This window comes from Hungatella sp., from assembly GCF_046966825.1.
Genome location: NZ_JBKVCZ010000002.1, coordinates 53,883 through 71,402 on the forward strand (window position 1 = coordinate 53,883; position 17,520 = coordinate 71,402).

The 17,520-nt window shown below is 39.8% G+C and carries 16 protein-coding genes and 3 pseudogenes; 2 read left to right on the forward strand and 17 right to left on the reverse strand.

The window, feature by feature from the left end; genetic code table 11:
* Positions 1-11 precede the first annotated feature (11 nt).
* The 10 genes and pseudogenes from ACLTD4_RS01165 to ACLTD4_RS01210 form a co-directional block, all read right to left on the reverse strand.
* Positions 12-947, reverse strand: a complete 936-nt coding sequence (locus ACLTD4_RS01165; protein ID WP_117623076.1) for a DUF5688 family protein — start codon at positions 945-947, stop codon at positions 12-14.
* 290 nt (positions 948-1,237) lie between these two features.
* Positions 1,238-2,098 (reverse strand): phosphoadenosine phosphosulfate reductase family protein, encoded by an 861-nt coding sequence (locus tag ACLTD4_RS01170; RefSeq protein ID WP_270467505.1) that lies wholly within the window; start codon positions 2,096-2,098, stop codon positions 1,238-1,240.
* 25 nt (positions 2,099-2,123) lie between these two features.
* Positions 2,124-2,583 (reverse strand): annotated as a pseudogene (locus tag ACLTD4_RS01175) (site-specific integrase); the annotation flags it as partial.
* Positions 2,584-2,587: 4 nt separating this feature from the next.
* Positions 2,588-2,851: pseudogene (locus tag ACLTD4_RS01180) on the reverse strand (MBL fold metallo-hydrolase); the annotation flags it as partial.
* Positions 2,852-2,943: 92 nt separating this feature from the next.
* The gene (locus ACLTD4_RS01185; RefSeq protein WP_025531836.1) at positions 2,944-3,276 is read right to left on the reverse strand and encodes a DUF3795 domain-containing protein; all 333 of its coding nucleotides are present in this window, start codon (positions 3,274-3,276) and stop codon (positions 2,944-2,946) included.
* Positions 3,277-3,361: 85 nt separating this feature from the next.
* Positions 3,362-3,457, reverse strand: a pseudogene (locus tag ACLTD4_RS01190) (helix-turn-helix domain-containing protein); the annotation flags it as partial.
* An 85-nt stretch (positions 3,458-3,542) separates the two neighbouring features.
* Positions 3,543-4,709 (reverse strand): MFS transporter, encoded by a 1,167-nt coding sequence (locus ACLTD4_RS01195; protein ID WP_181988610.1) that lies wholly within the window; start codon positions 4,707-4,709, stop codon positions 3,543-3,545.
* Positions 4,702-7,269, reverse strand: a complete 2,568-nt coding sequence (locus ACLTD4_RS01200; protein WP_117634060.1) for a PEP/pyruvate-binding domain-containing protein — start codon at positions 7,267-7,269, stop codon at positions 4,702-4,704. Before ACLTD4_RS01200 ends, ACLTD4_RS01195 begins: the two co-directional genes overlap by 8 nt.
* Positions 7,266-7,877 (reverse strand): TetR/AcrR family transcriptional regulator, encoded by a 612-nt coding sequence (locus tag ACLTD4_RS01205; protein WP_025531834.1) that lies wholly within the window; start codon positions 7,875-7,877, stop codon positions 7,266-7,268. The genes ACLTD4_RS01200 and ACLTD4_RS01205 overlap by 4 nt, the downstream gene beginning before the upstream one ends.
* Positions 7,878-8,130: 253 nt before the next feature.
* A complete protein-coding gene (locus ACLTD4_RS01210; RefSeq protein WP_029466920.1) occupies positions 8,131-8,466 on the reverse strand; it encodes a hypothetical protein in 336 nt (111 codons plus the stop codon).
* A gap of 126 nt (positions 8,467-8,592) precedes the next feature.
* On the opposite strand from ACLTD4_RS01210, the gene ACLTD4_RS01215 reads away from it, so the two are divergent.
* Entirely contained in the window at positions 8,593-8,850 is a 258-nt protein-coding gene (locus tag ACLTD4_RS01215) for a helix-turn-helix domain-containing protein (RefSeq protein ID WP_117623080.1), read from the forward strand.
* 240 nt (positions 8,851-9,090) lie between these two features.
* Here ACLTD4_RS01215 and ACLTD4_RS01220 read toward each other — a convergent pair whose 3' ends face one another.
* From ACLTD4_RS01220 to ACLTD4_RS01250, 7 genes are all read right to left on the reverse strand, one after another.
* The gene (locus ACLTD4_RS01220; protein ID WP_117440353.1) at positions 9,091-9,360 is read right to left on the reverse strand and encodes an LPD28 domain-containing protein; all 270 of its coding nucleotides are present in this window, start codon (positions 9,358-9,360) and stop codon (positions 9,091-9,093) included.
* Between the two features lie 696 nt (positions 9,361-10,056).
* On the reverse strand, positions 10,057-11,814 hold the full coding sequence (locus ACLTD4_RS01225) for a S8 family peptidase (RefSeq protein WP_117623081.1): 1,758 nt from the start codon (positions 11,812-11,814) through the stop codon (positions 10,057-10,059).
* Positions 11,815-12,479: 665 nt separating this feature from the next.
* Positions 12,480-13,136, reverse strand: a complete 657-nt coding sequence (locus ACLTD4_RS01230; RefSeq protein ID WP_029466921.1) for an SMI1/KNR4 family protein — start codon at positions 13,134-13,136, stop codon at positions 12,480-12,482.
* An 84-nt stretch (positions 13,137-13,220) separates the two neighbouring features.
* Positions 13,221-13,553 carry a hypothetical protein gene (locus ACLTD4_RS01235; RefSeq protein WP_243008271.1) on the reverse strand — a complete coding sequence of 111 codons (333 nt, stop codon included), beginning with the start codon at positions 13,551-13,553 and terminating at the stop codon, positions 13,221-13,223.
* A gap of 62 nt (positions 13,554-13,615) precedes the next feature.
* Positions 13,616-14,785: a DUF3800 domain-containing protein gene (locus ACLTD4_RS01240; RefSeq protein WP_117623082.1), complete on the reverse strand. Its 1,170-nt coding sequence runs from the start codon at positions 14,783-14,785 to the stop codon at positions 13,616-13,618.
* Positions 14,786-15,084: 299 nt separating this feature from the next.
* Positions 15,085-15,453, reverse strand: coding sequence for a hypothetical protein (locus tag ACLTD4_RS01245; protein WP_243008270.1), 369 nt, complete (start codon positions 15,451-15,453; stop codon positions 15,085-15,087).
* Positions 15,454-15,472: 19 nt separating this feature from the next.
* The gene (locus ACLTD4_RS01250; RefSeq protein ID WP_412331078.1) at positions 15,473-15,910 is read right to left on the reverse strand and encodes a hypothetical protein; all 438 of its coding nucleotides are present in this window, start codon (positions 15,908-15,910) and stop codon (positions 15,473-15,475) included.
* A 116-nt stretch (positions 15,911-16,026) separates the two neighbouring features.
* Here ACLTD4_RS01250 and ACLTD4_RS01255 point away from each other — a divergent pair, with 116 nt between their 5' ends.
* Positions 16,027-17,496, forward strand: coding sequence for an IS1182 family transposase (locus ACLTD4_RS01255; RefSeq protein WP_412331079.1), 1,470 nt, complete (start codon positions 16,027-16,029; stop codon positions 17,494-17,496).
* The last annotated feature ends 24 nt before the right edge of the window (positions 17,497-17,520 follow it).

Genomic DNA, 17,520 nt, shown 5'->3' on the forward strand with positions numbered 1-17,520 from the left:
TTGTCCAGGCCTTATGCCTGAAAATCATCATTTTTTGCTACATGCAGTTTCTTATCCGCCCGGTCAAACAAATATACAAGGTCAGAAAGCTTCACTCCTTTATTTTCAATATTTAAGGCATGTATCACAGCTTTCCAATCCGCAATAGAGGTTCTATTTTTTCTGGACGGAATTAATATAATCTCATGAATGTCTACCGGAAGTATAAGGAGGCTGTCATTGCAGCTCTCTGAAATCTGTCCCAACAGATGATTGTCAATCATATTGCTGGCTCCATACCGGCCACTTTGATTTGACAGCACATACATAGGGTTCTTCTGTTCCTGATGGCTTTTGATAGATTGGAGCATCTCACCAAATGTGTTTCCTATTGGAACTGATATCACCTTCCAGTCCTTAATTTCAACCATTTCAATCACCGGCGGATTGAGATCTATATTTGACTTTGCCGTTTCCAGCACGTCCTGCAGCTTCACTTCCCACCGGTCTAAATCCTCGTTTACCACGGTTCTAACATACGATTCTCCATCCACCGTAATAAAAATCAAGAAGTACGCCACCATATCGTAGTATCTGATATTCGGTATATACTTCAGCACTTCCTCATTGTCTCCGCGATTGGCCAATGCACAAACAAGATTGTTTTTTACGTTGCTAAAGCTATCTCCTGTAAGATATGGACCATTTAAGAATTCACTCTTTTTTTTGTACTCTTCTATCACTTTTGTTACCGCCCTTTGAATGTCTTCCTCATTATCCAGCCAATGAAACTCACTGCCGTTTAGGTATATCCAAATTCCAGCTGATTCACCGGATTTTTGGACTCCAACCCGGAGAAATTCCTCGTCCTGTTTTTCCATTCGCTGCGGAAATGTCACTTTATATTCCGCACCCAAGTTCTCCTTTAACTTCTCTTCAAAACTTGTCTTACGGGTTTCCATGTTCATTTTTTCTTTCTCCTTTTCTTTTTTTAGCAAAAAAATAAGACACCAGAAACTTCTTCAAATTTCTGATGTCTTACTTACAAACAGAGATTGCTTCTCTGCCTGGCTTTCTTATGTTAGGCTCATGCCTGAAAAACTTAGCTTCCGGTTGCCCGGAACAAACATTCCAATGCGCTTAGTAAAAAAGCGGCACAAATCAATGTCATGTTTATTTTATCACTATATATAGTGTTTGTCAATATTCCAGTTCTATATATAGTTATCCAATTCAATGTGATTGCTAAATCGTAGCATCATACAATCTGTTTATATCCTCTCCTATAGTTTATCTCTATCCAGCTAAGCAGCTTTTTCTCTCCCAATTCCTCCATACAGAAATCATAAAGCCTGGGATTATATGCTTTCAGCCTTACGAATTTTTCAAAGCTTGTCAGATGACAGCCCACCGGACAGAACAGACAGCCGGTTCTTTGTTCTCCTGTGCACTTAAACGGCCCACATGATGGAAAGAATCCAATCTGACCGGGAACTTGCCCCACTTCGACCACCTCACCATAAGGCTCTGCAATTTCTAACTGTTTTTCCACTGTATACCGGAGCACATCCTGTGCTCTCCAAAATCCCATTGGCTTACTAAGTGGCCTTTCGCTTTCAAAGCTATTACAGCCAGTACGAAGATATGCTTCCTTGCGCCTGGCAGATTCCTCTGCCATAAGTGCTAAAATGGGATGCCGTCCAGTCTGCTTCTCATACAGGGCAATCGGCTCCTCATTCTGCTTAACACAGTAGTAGTGTGATATCAGAATATCCGATTCATACAGTGGTAGCCATTTTGTATACCCCTGCCGATACTCAGATTTTTTTCCATTCCGATCCAATCCATGCAACTTGTTGAGGGCCCATTCCTTTCCCTGCCTCGCATACCAGATGGTTTGCGCTACATCCTTGCCGGGAAAGCACCAGCCGTATTGTCTGATAATGTCCTTTAACCCCATTGTTGGTTTCAGCATAACCACGTTATCAAACTTTCCTACAAAACTCCGAATCTGGGGGTATTCCAGCCAGGTATCAACAAATACGGCAAGTATCCGATTGTCTATCTGCCTTGCAATATCCATGAGTACTGTGGAATCCTTTCCTCCGCTGAAACTCAAATAAAAGTAAGATACATTTTCGATATTAAGAAGCCAGCCTTTCTAATTCAGCCTTTACAGACTGGAAAGTACCGTGAACATAATACCGTTATGTTTGCGTGTCCCATGATGTATTGCAGGGTGTTAGGGTTCATTCCCTTATTTGCCATGTTCGTACAGTAAGTATGTCTGAATGAATGGGGCGTGATGTTTGACAACTTGTCCTTATGGATCTTGTTGTACTTCTTAAGCAGCCCACGCACCATACTTTCATAATTTCCTGCCACCTTTGGCAATCCCTCACGGTTCAAGAACAAGAAATTGCTGTAACCTTCAACAACAAGCGGTTGTGCTTTTCCTCGGTTCTTTAAAATTCGTTTAAGTGCCTGATATGCTCTTTCTGTCAATGGAAGCTCACGCTTCCCGTTTTTTGTCTTAGGTGTGGAAATATAGTAACCCACCTCTGTATCACGCAATAGCTGGTGGTCTATGTTAATCACACGGTTAGTTCAATGAAGCAAGATATACTTCAGGGTCAGTAGAAGGATAGTATGCAAACAGTATATCTTTATATACCAAATCGCCAGTAAATAAGTATTCTTTGTCTTTTTCCCAAAAGCACAAATGCCCTGGTGAATGTCCAAGTGTATGCAACACTTCAATTTGCCGTCCTCCAATATCTATCACATCATGGTCAGTTACAATTTTTGTTGGCATTCCTTGAAAAAGCTCTTAATCATATACGTTGAAGTTATTTGGTAAATCACAACGGTCTACTCTATCTATTGTAAACCAGTTATCCATAGCCTGCATACTCCCTTCAAATAAAATTTATCTTTGGATTATTGACTTTTACAAATTGAGATTTATCCTTTCAAATTCTTCAAAGCAGACGGATTATTCTCTAAGATTTCTCCAACAGTGGGACATCTCTCTAAATCCAAACAATCGCCACAAGTAGCAACACCCTTTTCTAATGCACACTGGCGAATACCACACATATTATCACAAAATACGGTTTTAATTCCGTCAACACGACAGCCTTGACAGTTAATATGCTCAGGAAGAATAGGTGCATTATTTAATTCAGCCCATAGCTTCGCAGTTTTTTTTCGTAATTCTTGGTTGTCATTGATTGTTGCAATATATGCATCACATTTTTCACAATCCAGTCCACAATATGCAATCATTTTTTTCATGGTAATGTACCCCCATAATTTCAAATTTATCAATTTCGTATCTACTTGCATTCTTCTATTTTCAAATCATTACCTTGTTGAATTTTTAGCCAACACCCCAGACAGTTAATATGTACTGTGGATAGTCTGGGGACGGCTCTATCTTCTTTCTTAGCTTCCTTGTGAATGATGTGAGGTTGCTTCCCTTTGGTGCATTCCTATTACCTCCTTATGTATCAAAACTGTTGAATTGGAATTTGTCATAATGAATTAAGGATATTATAGGTTTAAGTAGTAGCAAGACTTTGATTTTTTATCCAGATATAGCAGATAACCACTCCGATTAAGGCTATCCCTCCCGTGGTTATATATGGTAATTCAATATTGCTTTCATACAGATACCCAGCTAATAAAGGAGCAATAACTTTGCTAAGATTTCCGGCGGTACTGGCAAATCCCATCAGTGTTCCTTTATGCTGATTGTCAGTTTTTGAAAGGGTTGCGTTTAATGTGGGTACTGTAATAGCAGAAGATACCGCAAATAAGCCAAAAACCACCAACACACTAACAAACCCAGTTGTCAATACCATGGCAAACGCTACTAAGGCTTTGCAAAACATACCTATCAGTATTAGTCGCTTCTCACCAATTTTTTTTGATAAAGGACCAGTCAAAAAGCCTTGTACTACAATCAAAATACCTGCTAGAGCCATCCATATAACACCAACTTGCTTAGTGGAAAATCCAAACTTATCTACGACATACAGCCCCGTAATTCCTTGCAAGCCTGTTTGACAGAAATGCACAACGAAAATAAGTATCAAAACCATTCCTGCTGAGCCAAAAATTATACTTTTCAGGTCTGAAAAATCAAAGGTTTTTCTTTTTTCCGTCTGTCCTGAACGCTCAATTGACTCTGGCAAAAGTGTTAGAATTAGCAGAAAGGCAATAAATGAAATGCCGGCTCCTGTAAAAAATGGGAACGCAAGCGAATAGCCTGCAAGAATGCCTCCCAATAATGGTCCCATCATTACGCCAACGCTCATTGAAGCTCCAAGTTGACTCATATTCTTGCTTCTTTCTTCTTCCGAGCTGGAATCTCCAACATATGCCAAAGATGCAACGGACGTAGCAGATGACAAAATACCCGATAAACTGCGAGCTATAAATAGCGTCCAAAAGGATGAAGCCAAACCGAACAGGAACAAACTGATGGAATATCCTATAATACCAATGCTGATAATCGGCTTTCTACCAATTCGGTCGGACAGTGCACCCCAAAAAGGTGCGCATACTGTTTGTGCCAGAGCATATACGGCAGTGAGCCATCCAAGCTCACGACCGCCAGCACCTAGATTTTCCATGTAAAATGGCATGACCGGAAGAATTAAGCTATATCCTAACGCAATCACCAAAGTAGCAAGCTTTAAAGCGAAAATCGGCTTTTTATTCATCAATCGTCACCGTCCCCTCCGAGCCGTCCACCGTTATCATTTGTCCATTTTTAATACTTCTCGTGGCTGTGTGTGTCGCCATAACGGCAGGGATACCACATTCCCGTGCAATAATACTTGAATGACTGAGAGGACCTCCAATATCCGTTACAATTCCACTTGCAGAGGCAAATAAGGGTGTCCAAGCCGGAGTTGTAGTAACGGCAACCAAAACACTTCCCGGCTGGAAATTTTTAAAATCTGCCGGACTATTTAGTACGCAGGCACGAGCTGTCACGACACCAGAACTGGTTCCTATCCCCCTCAACATGGTTTTTCCATCTTTTTGTTTCTGGGGTGCATGTGATATGCTTTTTACTTTCTTCTCAGGTAACTGAGCTGGTGGCACATAGCCCTGATACTTTTTGAGTTCCGCTTTTCGCTCAAGTATCAAATTTCTTCTATCGGATAAAGGTATATTTTCGTCTAACTGTATTATGAGTTTTTCCAATTCCAATTTTGTGAGCCAATAAATATCATCTATATGCGAAGTAGCTCCGCCACGTATAAGGCGTGCTGAAATTTCATGAAACATCCGGCGAATCAGAGGATGCCCCATTCCCATCAAATAAATAGCATTTTCACGCATAGGAGCAGTTTCCTGCGCCCAATGGAGCAACTTCAAAAACAGTTTTTTGCGTGAGCTACCTATATGTTGTATAATTTCTTCTTCTGCCTGTTTCCTATGCTTTTCAAATTTGGATTGACGTAAAAAAGGACTTTCAACTTTTCCTTCTACAAAGGTTTTTATGGATTCAAAGGTTGGTGTAAGTGTTTCCTGCGGTGTGGAATATGCAAAATCAAATTCATAAGCGGTACGACCAAACTCTTTAAAATACTGATTGATTCGATTTTTCCATTCTATCCATACTTCCAGCGAAACTTCGTCAGGCGGAACTGAGGACATAAAATTTTCCGCTATCTTTGCTGTTGGATTACTTTGCAGATAAAGGTTGAGAGTATTATTTTGCTTTACCCATTCCGAGAGACTCCACAGGTTCTTTTCGGCTTGCAGAGCAATCGTATCAAATCCAAGCAGGAAAACAGAAGTATCTGTTATACCAGCGCAACGAGCCGCTCCCTGAAAAAATTTTGTAAATAATGTTTCGCTGATAGAGGCGGCTGGCAATGTAAGCTGAATCCTCGTGAAATAAATACACGCTCCATAAAATACAGTCTGAATCCCCTCCATTATTTGATGAGCATTCAGCATATGCATGGGCTTTTCTTCCCATTGTTTAATCACATCCTCAAATTCTTTTCGTGCTGTTTCCCAGCGTGCAACACTGTTCGTGAGCGCACGGCGTAAAGATCGGGGGGAAAGGGATTTGACAGCAATCAAAAGAGGCTTTGAATTAGCGGAAAGATAAACATATCCGTTAATAATCGTATATGCTCCGTTTTCTGGCAGTAGCTTTTTCGCACTTTTACCAAACATATCTATCCATAAAAGCGCCGATGCACGGTTGACTATTTCAAGCCCAAGTGTGGCGAATAAGGGCGTAACAGGATTTGGCAAGTGTTCCGCTAGACTGCCTCTTGTATATATAACATCCTTTTCCGGTAACGTCCATTCCGGCGGTAGGACAGTAATGGGGCGAGCCTGAACAATATACAACTTATCTTTTTCCAGTGCCCACTCTACATCCATAGGCATTTCATAATACTTCTCAATTTTTTTTCCAAGCTGTGTCAATCGCATAACTTGATTGCGCGTAAGAGCATGTTTTTTCCTAATCTGTTCAGGAGTTGGGATTTCTTCTGTTCCATCTGAGTTGCGGACTGTCATAATCTCTTTGTTTGCTACTTCATACGATACAATTCGTTCAGCATTTTTATCTACAACGATTGTATCAGGGGTGACTAAGCTAGAAACCACCGATTCGCCAAGTCCCCACGCGGCGTTAACAATCATTTCGCTGCGTCTGCCATTGATAGGGTTTAGCGTAAACATAACGCCGGACGCATCGGAAAACGCAAGCTTTTGTACTACAACAGCAAGTGCGACAATTTCCTGCTTTATATCATTCTTCACGCGGTAAGCAATAGCGCGGGCTGTCCATAGGGAAGCCCAGCACCTCTTTACAGCGTCAAGAACTTCATTCTCACCTTGTATGTTAAGATAGGTTTCCTGCTGGCCTGCAAAAGAAGCATCGGGCAAATCCTCGGCGGTTGCGGAGGAACGGACAGCCACCGCTATATTTCCCAATCCGGCATATGCGGTTTTAATTGCATCTGATACTTCCTGCGGCATTTCTCCATTATGGAAAAGCATCCCTATCTGCGTAGATACATTTTCAAGCTGGCTGGTATTGTTAGAGTCAATACCGTCCAGCAACTTATTAATGTGAGGCTGAATATGGTTCTTTTCAACAAAAATCTTGTATGAAGTAGTCGTAACATGAAAGCCCTCCGGCACAGGGATACCCGCTGTCAAAAGTTTTGATAAAGACATACCTTTTCCGCCGACCATTTCAAGGGTTGCCTGTTTATGCAACAAGGGTAGAGTATAATAAATCATAATAATTCATCTCCATCATTCATAATTCCGTGTAGAAATATATCCATTGTTTCATCAAGCATTTTCTCCGGACTGGCTGATGGTCGGGATGTGTAAATGATTGATATAATGGAGTTAATTAACAAACCCGTCATAAGATCGGCATTCGTCTTACGGAAGACGCCTGATTCCACTCCATTTTCAATTACAGATTTTATAATATCCTGATATGCGTAACGCGCAGTTTTCAGCCGCTTTCGATAATCTTCTTCTAAATAGTCAGATTCTATATTTAACCACATCAGCACCGTTCGATACTGCTTTGGTACTCCAAGATGATTCAGCATGATTTTTCTAAGACACTGTTCCGGCGAGGATTCATCGGCAATAATCCTATGAACCTTTTTAATTGTTTCTTCTATTTCTTTCTCAACTGCATATACAACAATCTCGTCTTTCGTTTTGAAAAAATCATACAGACTGGACTTTCCCATGTTTGCTAAAATCGCAATTTCCCTCATTGATGTTTTTTGGAATCCATTTTTCTCTATGAGCTGCAAAGCAACACTGATTATTTCTTCTCGGCGCTCTTCTTGTTGTTCTGGTGTAAGCATAATTCCTTTTGGCATATTATGATACCTCCTTATAACGACCATCGGTCGTTTCTTATTTCGTTTTCATTATATAGCGACCGTTGGTCGCTTGTCAAGTCTAATTTTTTATATAAAAAATAAGGCATCAGAAACTTCTTCAAATTTCTGATGCCTTACTTACAAGCAGAGACATCTTCTCCTTCATAATCTCATAGGTAATGCGTAAATTCATATTCCATAAAAAAAGTAAGGCGTAATTCCTTTCTTTCTCCATTTTGGGATATATCTATTATGATATATCAAATATTTCTTTTAAAATTCCTTGTAACTCTTGTGTTGGTGCTTCTTCACAAAATTGATATAGCCATTTTTCACATCTGCTTATTTCACGTTCAAAGCTATCAGAAAAATCCTCTGTATTCGACTTATCAATATCCTCTTGGAATTGATTATAAAATTCATCCCAGAATTCCATTAATAAATTATAGAATTTCAACTCTATGAGTATATAGGTAATTCTATCGAACTCCTCATACGTTATATTATTTCCTTGAGACATTTCTTTTGCCGTTTCATTTCCGCATAAGTAGTAAAACAGTAATCTTTCAATATCAGCCTTTTTCATAAATAAATATTTTTCACCCCATTGTATAAAATTCGTTATCACGAAACATTATAATTCTTAATGGTTATAAAATCAAGAATATATTTCGTTATTACGAAACTTGCAGACATACCAGGGGGATTATATATGCAAAAACTAAGACCAGATATGGATATTGGCCACAACATTCAATTTCTGCGACATTTAGCTGGTTTAACACAAGATGAAACTGTTGCCAAATTGCATCTTATGAATCTTAATATTTCTAAGAGCACTTATGCAAAATTAGAAACCAATCGCATGAATATAAAAGTTAGCGAGTTAGTAGCATTATCCATTTTTAATGCGAATTTTGATGATTTTTTTCGTGGCTTACGTGACGAATTATCCTCACATTTTGATTGATATATTTTTAGGAGTGAACTCCTCATTGTCTAAAGCCAATGGATTTTCTGCTTCATCGACCTCGTAACCTGCTATCTCCACAGGCATAATTGCTCTTTCTCATTCTTTTTCCATTCACTCCTTTTTGATCAAAAAGTAAGACACCAAAAACTTCTTCAGAATTTCTGATGTCTTACTTACAAGCAGAGAAATCTTCCCCGCTAAGTTCTATCCAGTAGTGTGCATCTGCCGGTTTTCATTTTAAACATATTTAAAATCTCCTGTTTCTAACCACATTACTTTTTCCTCCAACAATAGTGGTTGGTTGCATATCAGGGAACCATAAAAATTAACCAGAACACCTTTTCCTACCCTTGCTGGTTCTGCCCCGCTGTCGTCATCGCCCGCCACCTCATACAGATATTTTCCATCTGGTACTGTTGCTCTGTCGATTCTCATATCATAAAATTCGCAAACAATACCTTTGACTTCTACTTTCTCAGTTTTAATCTTCCTGTAATCGTATCTCATACATCCTCCTAATTAAATACTCTGATCACATATTTGTTCTCTTTCCAGATATCAGGCGTCTTATACTTCTTGTCTCTGTTTACTTGATTTTTAATTATCTTTTCCTAAATTACCACTCTCCTTTTTGGAAGCAAAAAAATAAGACATCAGAAATTCGCAAAGATTTCTGATATCTTACTTTACAGACAGAGACTCTGCCTGGCTCGTTCATATAAAAGGCTTACGCCTAAAAATTAGCTTCCGGTATAGATACCACCGGAACAAACATTTGAATGTAGTTTATAAACACACACAAATCAGTACCACTTTCATGATATCACTATATATAGTATGTGTCAATTTTCAACCCTCCACATATGGTTTGTTCAACTATTTGCAGAAGAACCGTGCCATTTCTGACTTGATGAAAAGTTTTCGTCCATGATTGGGAGGCAGATGGATATACGGGTTAAGCTGAACCCCATTGACCAGCGATTGGCTACTCTGAAAAAGCATATCGAGCCAACCGTCCTCTACATGAAATATAAAAGGAAAAGGCGTTAACCGATACGGTGCAAGCGTATTTGTGGCGGCACACCGCTACCTCAAAATTAATCCCTTACCACCGATAAGACTATTTTTTAGCACCTCAGCCAAAACATCCATCAACTTCCCCCGTATCCGTGATATGCATAAGAATCTGATGCTTTAGATAATTCATCTTATTTCTCTTAACCGTAAAAAAGTTTCATATAAGTTCAGAGCCCCATATCCCCATTCCCTATTGGGATATGATAGTGCTGGATTCCGTTTTGCTCCTCTTATTAAAAATGCTTTGACAGTGGCTTCGCTCATTGCTATGTTATGTCCTTCTATTATGCCCCAGCTTAAAAGATTAGCGACTGCACCAGCAACATGGGCAGCAGCAACCGAGGTTCCGGTTCGGGTAGTCATGGGAATGGAGTCTTGGTTCCTTCGCCCTATCGATGGCCCGCTTACATTAACCCCTGGAGCCGCCAAATCCGGTTTTATCAATCCGCCTATTGTATATCCACGGCCGGAATGAATGTAGATGCTGTTATTTAAATGATTATAGGCTCCTACTGTGATTGGAGAGGGAGAATCTCCCGGGAGGGTTATGGTCGTATATGGGCTGGGAGTCAGAAACACGGTTTCATCAGAAATCAAGGTATGGGCCGGAAGCCACATATTAAATTGCCCTGTAAGATACTGGGTATTATACACGCGTATTCTCCAAATTCCATTAGTTGGGGCTTCAAAACGGATAAAAACAAGCTGTTTGCCTGCGCCTGTCTCAATCAGCTGGTAATTAACTGCAATAACCGTGGGTTCCAAAAGGAACGGGATAGAGGTTTCGTTTCTGCCTATGATAGGAATGCGGCCTATGGATTCACCACTGGGTGAGACAAATCCAACCGAATATGTATCAGCGGTGTCGGCCCAGAGTTCTACTACAAATCCACGTTGGGATTCCGCATTCCCTACTCGGATTTCCACCTCAACGGACTCTTCCCCTATCGGTACAGCCCCCATGTAATGATGCCCCCGGCCAGTTTCATTGCCTGCAGCAATTACCGTAGCCATTCCTAAATATCGGCTGATATCTTGAATCATTACATTCAATGGAGACGTCCCTTCATGGCTGCCCAGATTGGAGCCGATTCCCAGTAAAATAACCAGAGGTTTTCTCTGGCTGTATGCCTCCACACGCAGGTACTTAATGCCCATCATTATATCATTCTCCTGATAAGCATCCGCATCATTACTGATAAGATAGAAATCGCGCAGATATTGTTTGGCTGGTTTTAATTTGACGATTACCAGTTCACATTCCGGTGCAGCTCCTGTAAAATCCTGATTAGGCAGGATTCCTCCAGCAGCGATACCCGCCAAAAAGGTTCCATGTCCGTTGGTATCGGTAGAAGGTACCACGGCAAACGGATTATCAGATTCCAGTGCCTCGTTAATCTGCTCCTGCGTGTACTCTGTGCCGTAGCTTGCCCCGCTGGCATTATAGCGGTTGGGTACACCGGCAGGAAGGAGGCTTTTATCTTCTGGAAGGCTCTGATCCCAAATACTCAAGATTCTGGTAGTTCCATCCTGATTACGAAATAAAGGATTGGTATAGTCAATTCCCGTGTCTATGATGCCAATTATAACACCTCTCCCTTGATTGCTAAGGGCAGGTGATGCATGGGTTGCCAAAATGCCGGAAGCGTCCATGCTGGAACTATCTAACAGTGTGTACAGTCCAGGGATACTATAATAGGTAAACTTACTTAGTGATATAGGTTCTACGGTATCTAGCGGGGTATATATAATGCTGAAATCAGTGCTTACAAAGTCCATACAGAGAATATCTTCTGAATTACCAGGAAATTGCCGCTGGCTTCCATTACGGTAGATAAAGTCAGCAATGGTCTCTGAGGCTGAGTTAATAGGGCAGTCCGCCATGGTGTACCTCATGCAGGGGATTTGATACAGTATATGCGGAATTTTGGAAACCTTTCACTATTGGCATCATAAAGAAAACAAGCGATGGACTGCTCCTACAAACTGCCAGTACACATTACAGCAGATGGTTCCCGCCTCACTTTTTCCCACAAAGAAAAATATCATCACGCACCATTTGCCTGTTAGCTGTAATAGAAATATCAAAAAATGTGATCAAAACCAACCTTCTTACATTCTCAAGGCATAGTTAGCCTTTTATACTGCTAATGAAGTCCACTTATAGCCTTTTTCACTAAGCATAGCTTTCATCAATGTCGTACCTATCCACATAAATGGAAATTGCAAGGGTGTTTCATCATCAATATGGAGAGTATGATTTTACCACTAGCTCCGAAGTGGATCAGTAAAGAAAAGAGGGTAAACCGTATACAAGTGTCCATGTACAATATTAAATGATTTTTATTTGAATATTTCCAAAACTCGAAATATAATTTAAAAAGAGATATGTTACCGGACATATCCAGGTGCCAGTATTCTCCGGCTTATACATGCAACTGCAAAAAAGCCTTTAGATAAAAGAATAAAAGCAAGGAAGTGATAAAATAAGCAATAAAATATTATTAGTAGATAATGAAAGGGGTATTGTAGATTTAATTGCAGAAATTTTACAGTTTCAAGGTGTCCTGATACCACTCATAGGTAGGAGTTACACCTTCCTCCTGTTCATACTTGTTTTCCAATTCCCCATAAAAATACCAATCCAATAATACTTTTAGACTTGGTAAAGCCGCCTGCCCGTGAAGCAAACCATCTTCACCAAGGTATTGCTCATCCCAATCAAAATCTTCATGGTCAAACCATACCAAAGACCATGTGTCTTCATCGTCCCCGTCCACCATCTCCTCTGGCTTAGAAAGGTCTATACACAAAGGCCCCCAGCCCGCGCCCCAGTCTCCAATCGGAATCAGATTCCGAAAGCAACCCTCCGGCAATTCACAAAAATCCCGAATCTCCTGCAGGATTTCCATCTGCTCTGATATGTCCTTCATTGTTCTCGGACAGTCAAACCTTAACCATAGGGGGCCAAAATCTCCCATGTCGTAGATAGTGGCACATATATGAATACTTTTTTGAGGGAGTGCGAAAGAGGTCAAAAATGTTCTGTAAAGAGATGGCAGGGTCACTTGATGTTGCTGCTCAAAACCAGCAATTTCCTGTTCTGTGATAGTGGATAGATCAAATTTCTCTCCAGGAAACCAACCACGTTCCTTTAATTTTAGGCAGGCCTGTTCGACATAGATTTTTTCTTCCTGTGACAACATATTATCATCTCCTTGAGTGGTTTATTCTTTAATGTATATGAATATAATAATCAATTCTCTCCCCAGCAAATTGCAATATAATTTTTAATTATTCAAGCCATACTTTTCATTTAAGTCAAGAATATAATGTCCTAAAATAGTTTTATTGATTACATCTACAACAATCACAACATAAAGATTCTTCTGGTAAGTACTAAGCAAGATATGTTGATATGTGTTCTCACTGTTGACGTAAACCGCTTCTATTAATCTCATTTGAAATCCATATTCTGATAGCAAATTATTTTGCAATAGATATTCCGCATAGTTCCAGATATCTACTAAAGATTCTGCAACTTTCGTGATATCCTTCATTCCGCTACTCATCGTTTGGAGATATTGTTTTTCGCTTAATTGCTTAATTTCTATGTTGCTCATCTACTTCCTCCTAATTATGATTTAACGAATCTTTCTATTTTGCCTGTTAATCAATACAGTAATCACGTAGCTTCATTTCTGGCTGTTACTAAATCAAGAAAATGATTCATTTTATCAATCTCATATTGTGCCGTAACAGCCTGAAGAAACCCCACGTTTTTATTGTTTGATTTATCACGCAAACCGTTGAGCAGCATTATATTCTCTATCTGAGTCCTATTAAGTCCATTAACATCCCTCCGAATCCCTATTAGCTCACTTTTATTAATATAACTCAAAAATTTCCCCATTACACCAGCTATTACATCTGATATCTGAACCAGCACATCGGTTTTAGAATTAACAAATTTGAAATTGGTTACCTCTTTTCCGTTTCTGGTTAATCTATATTGACTCAAAACTTCCTGAATTGCTAATTCCTCATCAAAGGTATGATACGAGTTTTTAAACATACGAATTGGATTTATATAGAATTCCACATAGTTCTCTTTCATAATGAAATCTGTATTATTTTGCACAAATATTAATGATTCATTATTGCTGGCCCTTTGTATTAACCCAGAGATAAACTTCTCCTCTGGCTTCAAATCATATCTTCGGTCAAAAAGAGCTGTCAATCCAGTGCAGAATCCCCTGATATCCTCACTCCTAATATTAGGATAGCAATATCTGAACATGAGCTTCTGCAATTTATGTTCTTTCCCTTTCAGCATTTTATAGAATGAACTCTTTATCAGAAAATATTGAAATCCATACTCTTCTACCTCATTTATGTCCACTATTGAGTCAATTATATCTACCACCGCATAGTACAAATTATTAACATAATGGTAATGAATATATAATCCATTTAAGTCAATCCACTTGAACAGAGATGTTAATCTTTTCTTTTTCATACATTCCAGAAAATCACCAGAAGCAAACTGTGTTTTGAATTTAATTTCTCTAACATTTTTTTGTAAACCCAAACAATCCTTTATTTCGTCAAGAGTAACTCTATAATCTTCCTTCTCATGCACAATACCTGCCAAAACGAAATCTTCATAGGCATCCGTATTAAATAATCCCTTTCCCCCATCTGGCTTAATCCAAAACTTTCTACAATTATTACTCTCATCATAAAAAAATTGATACTTTTCGTCTGTTCTGAATCCCCACAAACCTTGATAATACATTTCATCTATATCATCATGTTCTAACTCTATTTCTATCTTTTCCTCATCTTCTCCCATTAACCTTCTCCACTTTTCTGAGTTTTGAGTATATGTAAATATGCATATTATCTTTTGAATTATACCAAAAATTTGGCATATAAACAATAAATCATACAATGATTTTATTACACCTGAAATGAAAAAGTAAATTCCACTTCCTAAGGGGCGTGGAATTTACTCATGCACTGGAATTTACTTTTTCAAGTCAGCTGATTTTATTACATACGCTTACTGCTATTACTACTGAAGTAGTCAAGCAGGATACGGCTATCTTTGACATACTTCACCCTCAGATTACCATATATTTCTATAACTCATCACATTTCCTCCACCCCCAGCAAAATATCATTCTTCAAGAAAAATCGGTACACAATCCCTTTTCTCACCCCGCTCTGAACCGGTATCAGAAGCTGCTTTACCCTGCCTTCCCCATCTACCACCTCAATTTCCCAATATCTTTTTCTGCCCTTACAGTTTTGTATCAGGGTCACTTCTCCCACCAGCGTCTCATATTTCTTCTGGAAAATAACCTGACAAAGGTATAGAAAGTAAAGACCCAGGCCGGTCACGCACAGTATTGTGAGTTTTAAAACACCTTCTCCCTCCTGATGAGTCTCCATTAAAACTCCCGCTGCCAGTATGCCCAGTATGACACCTGCATTTATGATTAGCTTTTTCATTAACATTTCCGGAACTCCCATCCATTCATGTTTCATATTCATATATTTCTGCCGTTTCAGGCAGCCTTTCTTTTATGGTCTGGTACATGGCCTGCATCTTATCCTCCGGGTAACCAAATGGGCTGACATAGAAAAAACACCGCCGGTTTTCTCCAAACCCACGGATTTCACTCTCACCGCCTTCTGGAATCTGTAGATAAAAACCACCTGCTTTGGCCTCCCTTATTAGCGCCTGAACTTCCTTAAAATAGATTCTGCATTGCTCGTAGTGTTCCTTCTTCCAAGGTTGCCTTACAACAAAACAACTGGTCTGAATTTCTAAGTAGCATCCGCTTAATGGCATAATCAACTGCTTTAGCTTCCAATAGCGAATTGCGCTTACAAACATACCACACACCCCAAGTACGATGAATGGTCCACCGATGATGGCCGGAAAACGGGCCGCAAGAAAAAGCAGCCCCAATGAGGCTGCTCAGACTGTAGACAACTAGCCTCCTAATAGGAGGCGGTTGTCTTTTTTCTTTCACTCAGGATTTCGATGTAGTATAATAGTACTATACGAAAGTGAGGTTTTTTCTTATGATGGGGAAAAAAGATTATTCAGAACGTTCTCAGGTACAGATTGCAAGCCTGGATGACCTCGTCCCTTCCGGTCATCTGGTTCGAAAGCTGGAGGAAGCCATTGATTTAAGCTTTATTTATGACGAGGTTAAAGATCTCTACAAACCTTATGGCAGGGAAAGCATTGATCCCGTTGTATTAATGAAAATCGTGATCCTCCAATACGTGTTTGGCATCCCTTCCATGCGCAAAACAATCAAAGAGATTGAAGTGAATCTTGCTTACCGCTGGTATCTGGGATACGGCCTGTATGAGGATATCCCTCATTTCTCTACCTTTGGGAAGAACTATACCAGACGCTTTAAGGATACGGATCTTTTTCAAAAGATATTCTCCCGGATTCTAATGGAGGTGGATGCCTGTGGTTTCCTGGATACGGAAAGTCTTTTTATTGATGGTACCCACATCAAAGCCAGTGCAAACCCTCATAAATATCAGAATGAAACCATGGAAAAAGAAGCCCGATGTTACGAAAAGGAGCTGCAGGAGGAAATAGAGAAGGACAGGCTGGAACACGGGAAAAAGCCATTGAAAGAAAAAGAGTCCACGCCAGAGACCATAAACAAAAAGGTCAGCACTACCGATCCCGACAGTGGCTGGTTCCACAAAGGGGAACACAAGCAGGTGTTTGCTTATGCAGCCAATACCTGCTGTGATAAAAATAATTATGTCATAGATTTTGAAGTGACAGCAGGGAATGTCCACGACAGCGTATCCTTTTGGGAACTGTACCGGAAAGTAAGCGAACGGGTAAAATATCCTAAATACTATGTAATGGATGCAGGCTATAAGATACCAGCAATCGCAAGAACGCTAATCGAGGAAGGAAAGGTTCCGGTTATGCCCTATAAACGTCCAATGACAAAGAAAGGGTATTTTCGAAAAAGCGATTATGTATATGATGAATACTTTGACTGTTATTTATGCCCGAATAATCAGATCCTAAAATACAGCACAACAAACCGTGATGGATACCGAGAATACAAAAGCGATGGAAAAAAGTGTAAGGATTGTCCGTACCAAAACCAATGTACAGGAAGCAAAGACCATGTAAAGGTGGTAAGCCGCCATGTATGGGAGGGGTACATGGAAAAGGTGGAGGAAATCCGTCATCAGACAGGGATGAAAGAAATCTATCAGAAACGGAAAGAAACCATCGAACGAGTCTTTGCAGACGGAAAAGAAAAACATGGAATGAGATATACACAGTACAGAGGATTGGCAAAAGTGACAATGGAGCTGACCCTTTTATTTGCATGTATGAATCTAAAGAAACTGGCAATCTGGAAATGGAGAAAGGGCGGGCTAAGGAAACCCTGTTCTTTTGTCTGTATATTCGAACCAATATATCTCTATATAAAATTCAAAATGGTTCCGGGTGCATCGCACCAGGAACCATTTTGTCTACAGTCTGAGCAGCCCCAATGAGGCTGCTATTCCAAAAACAGGTAT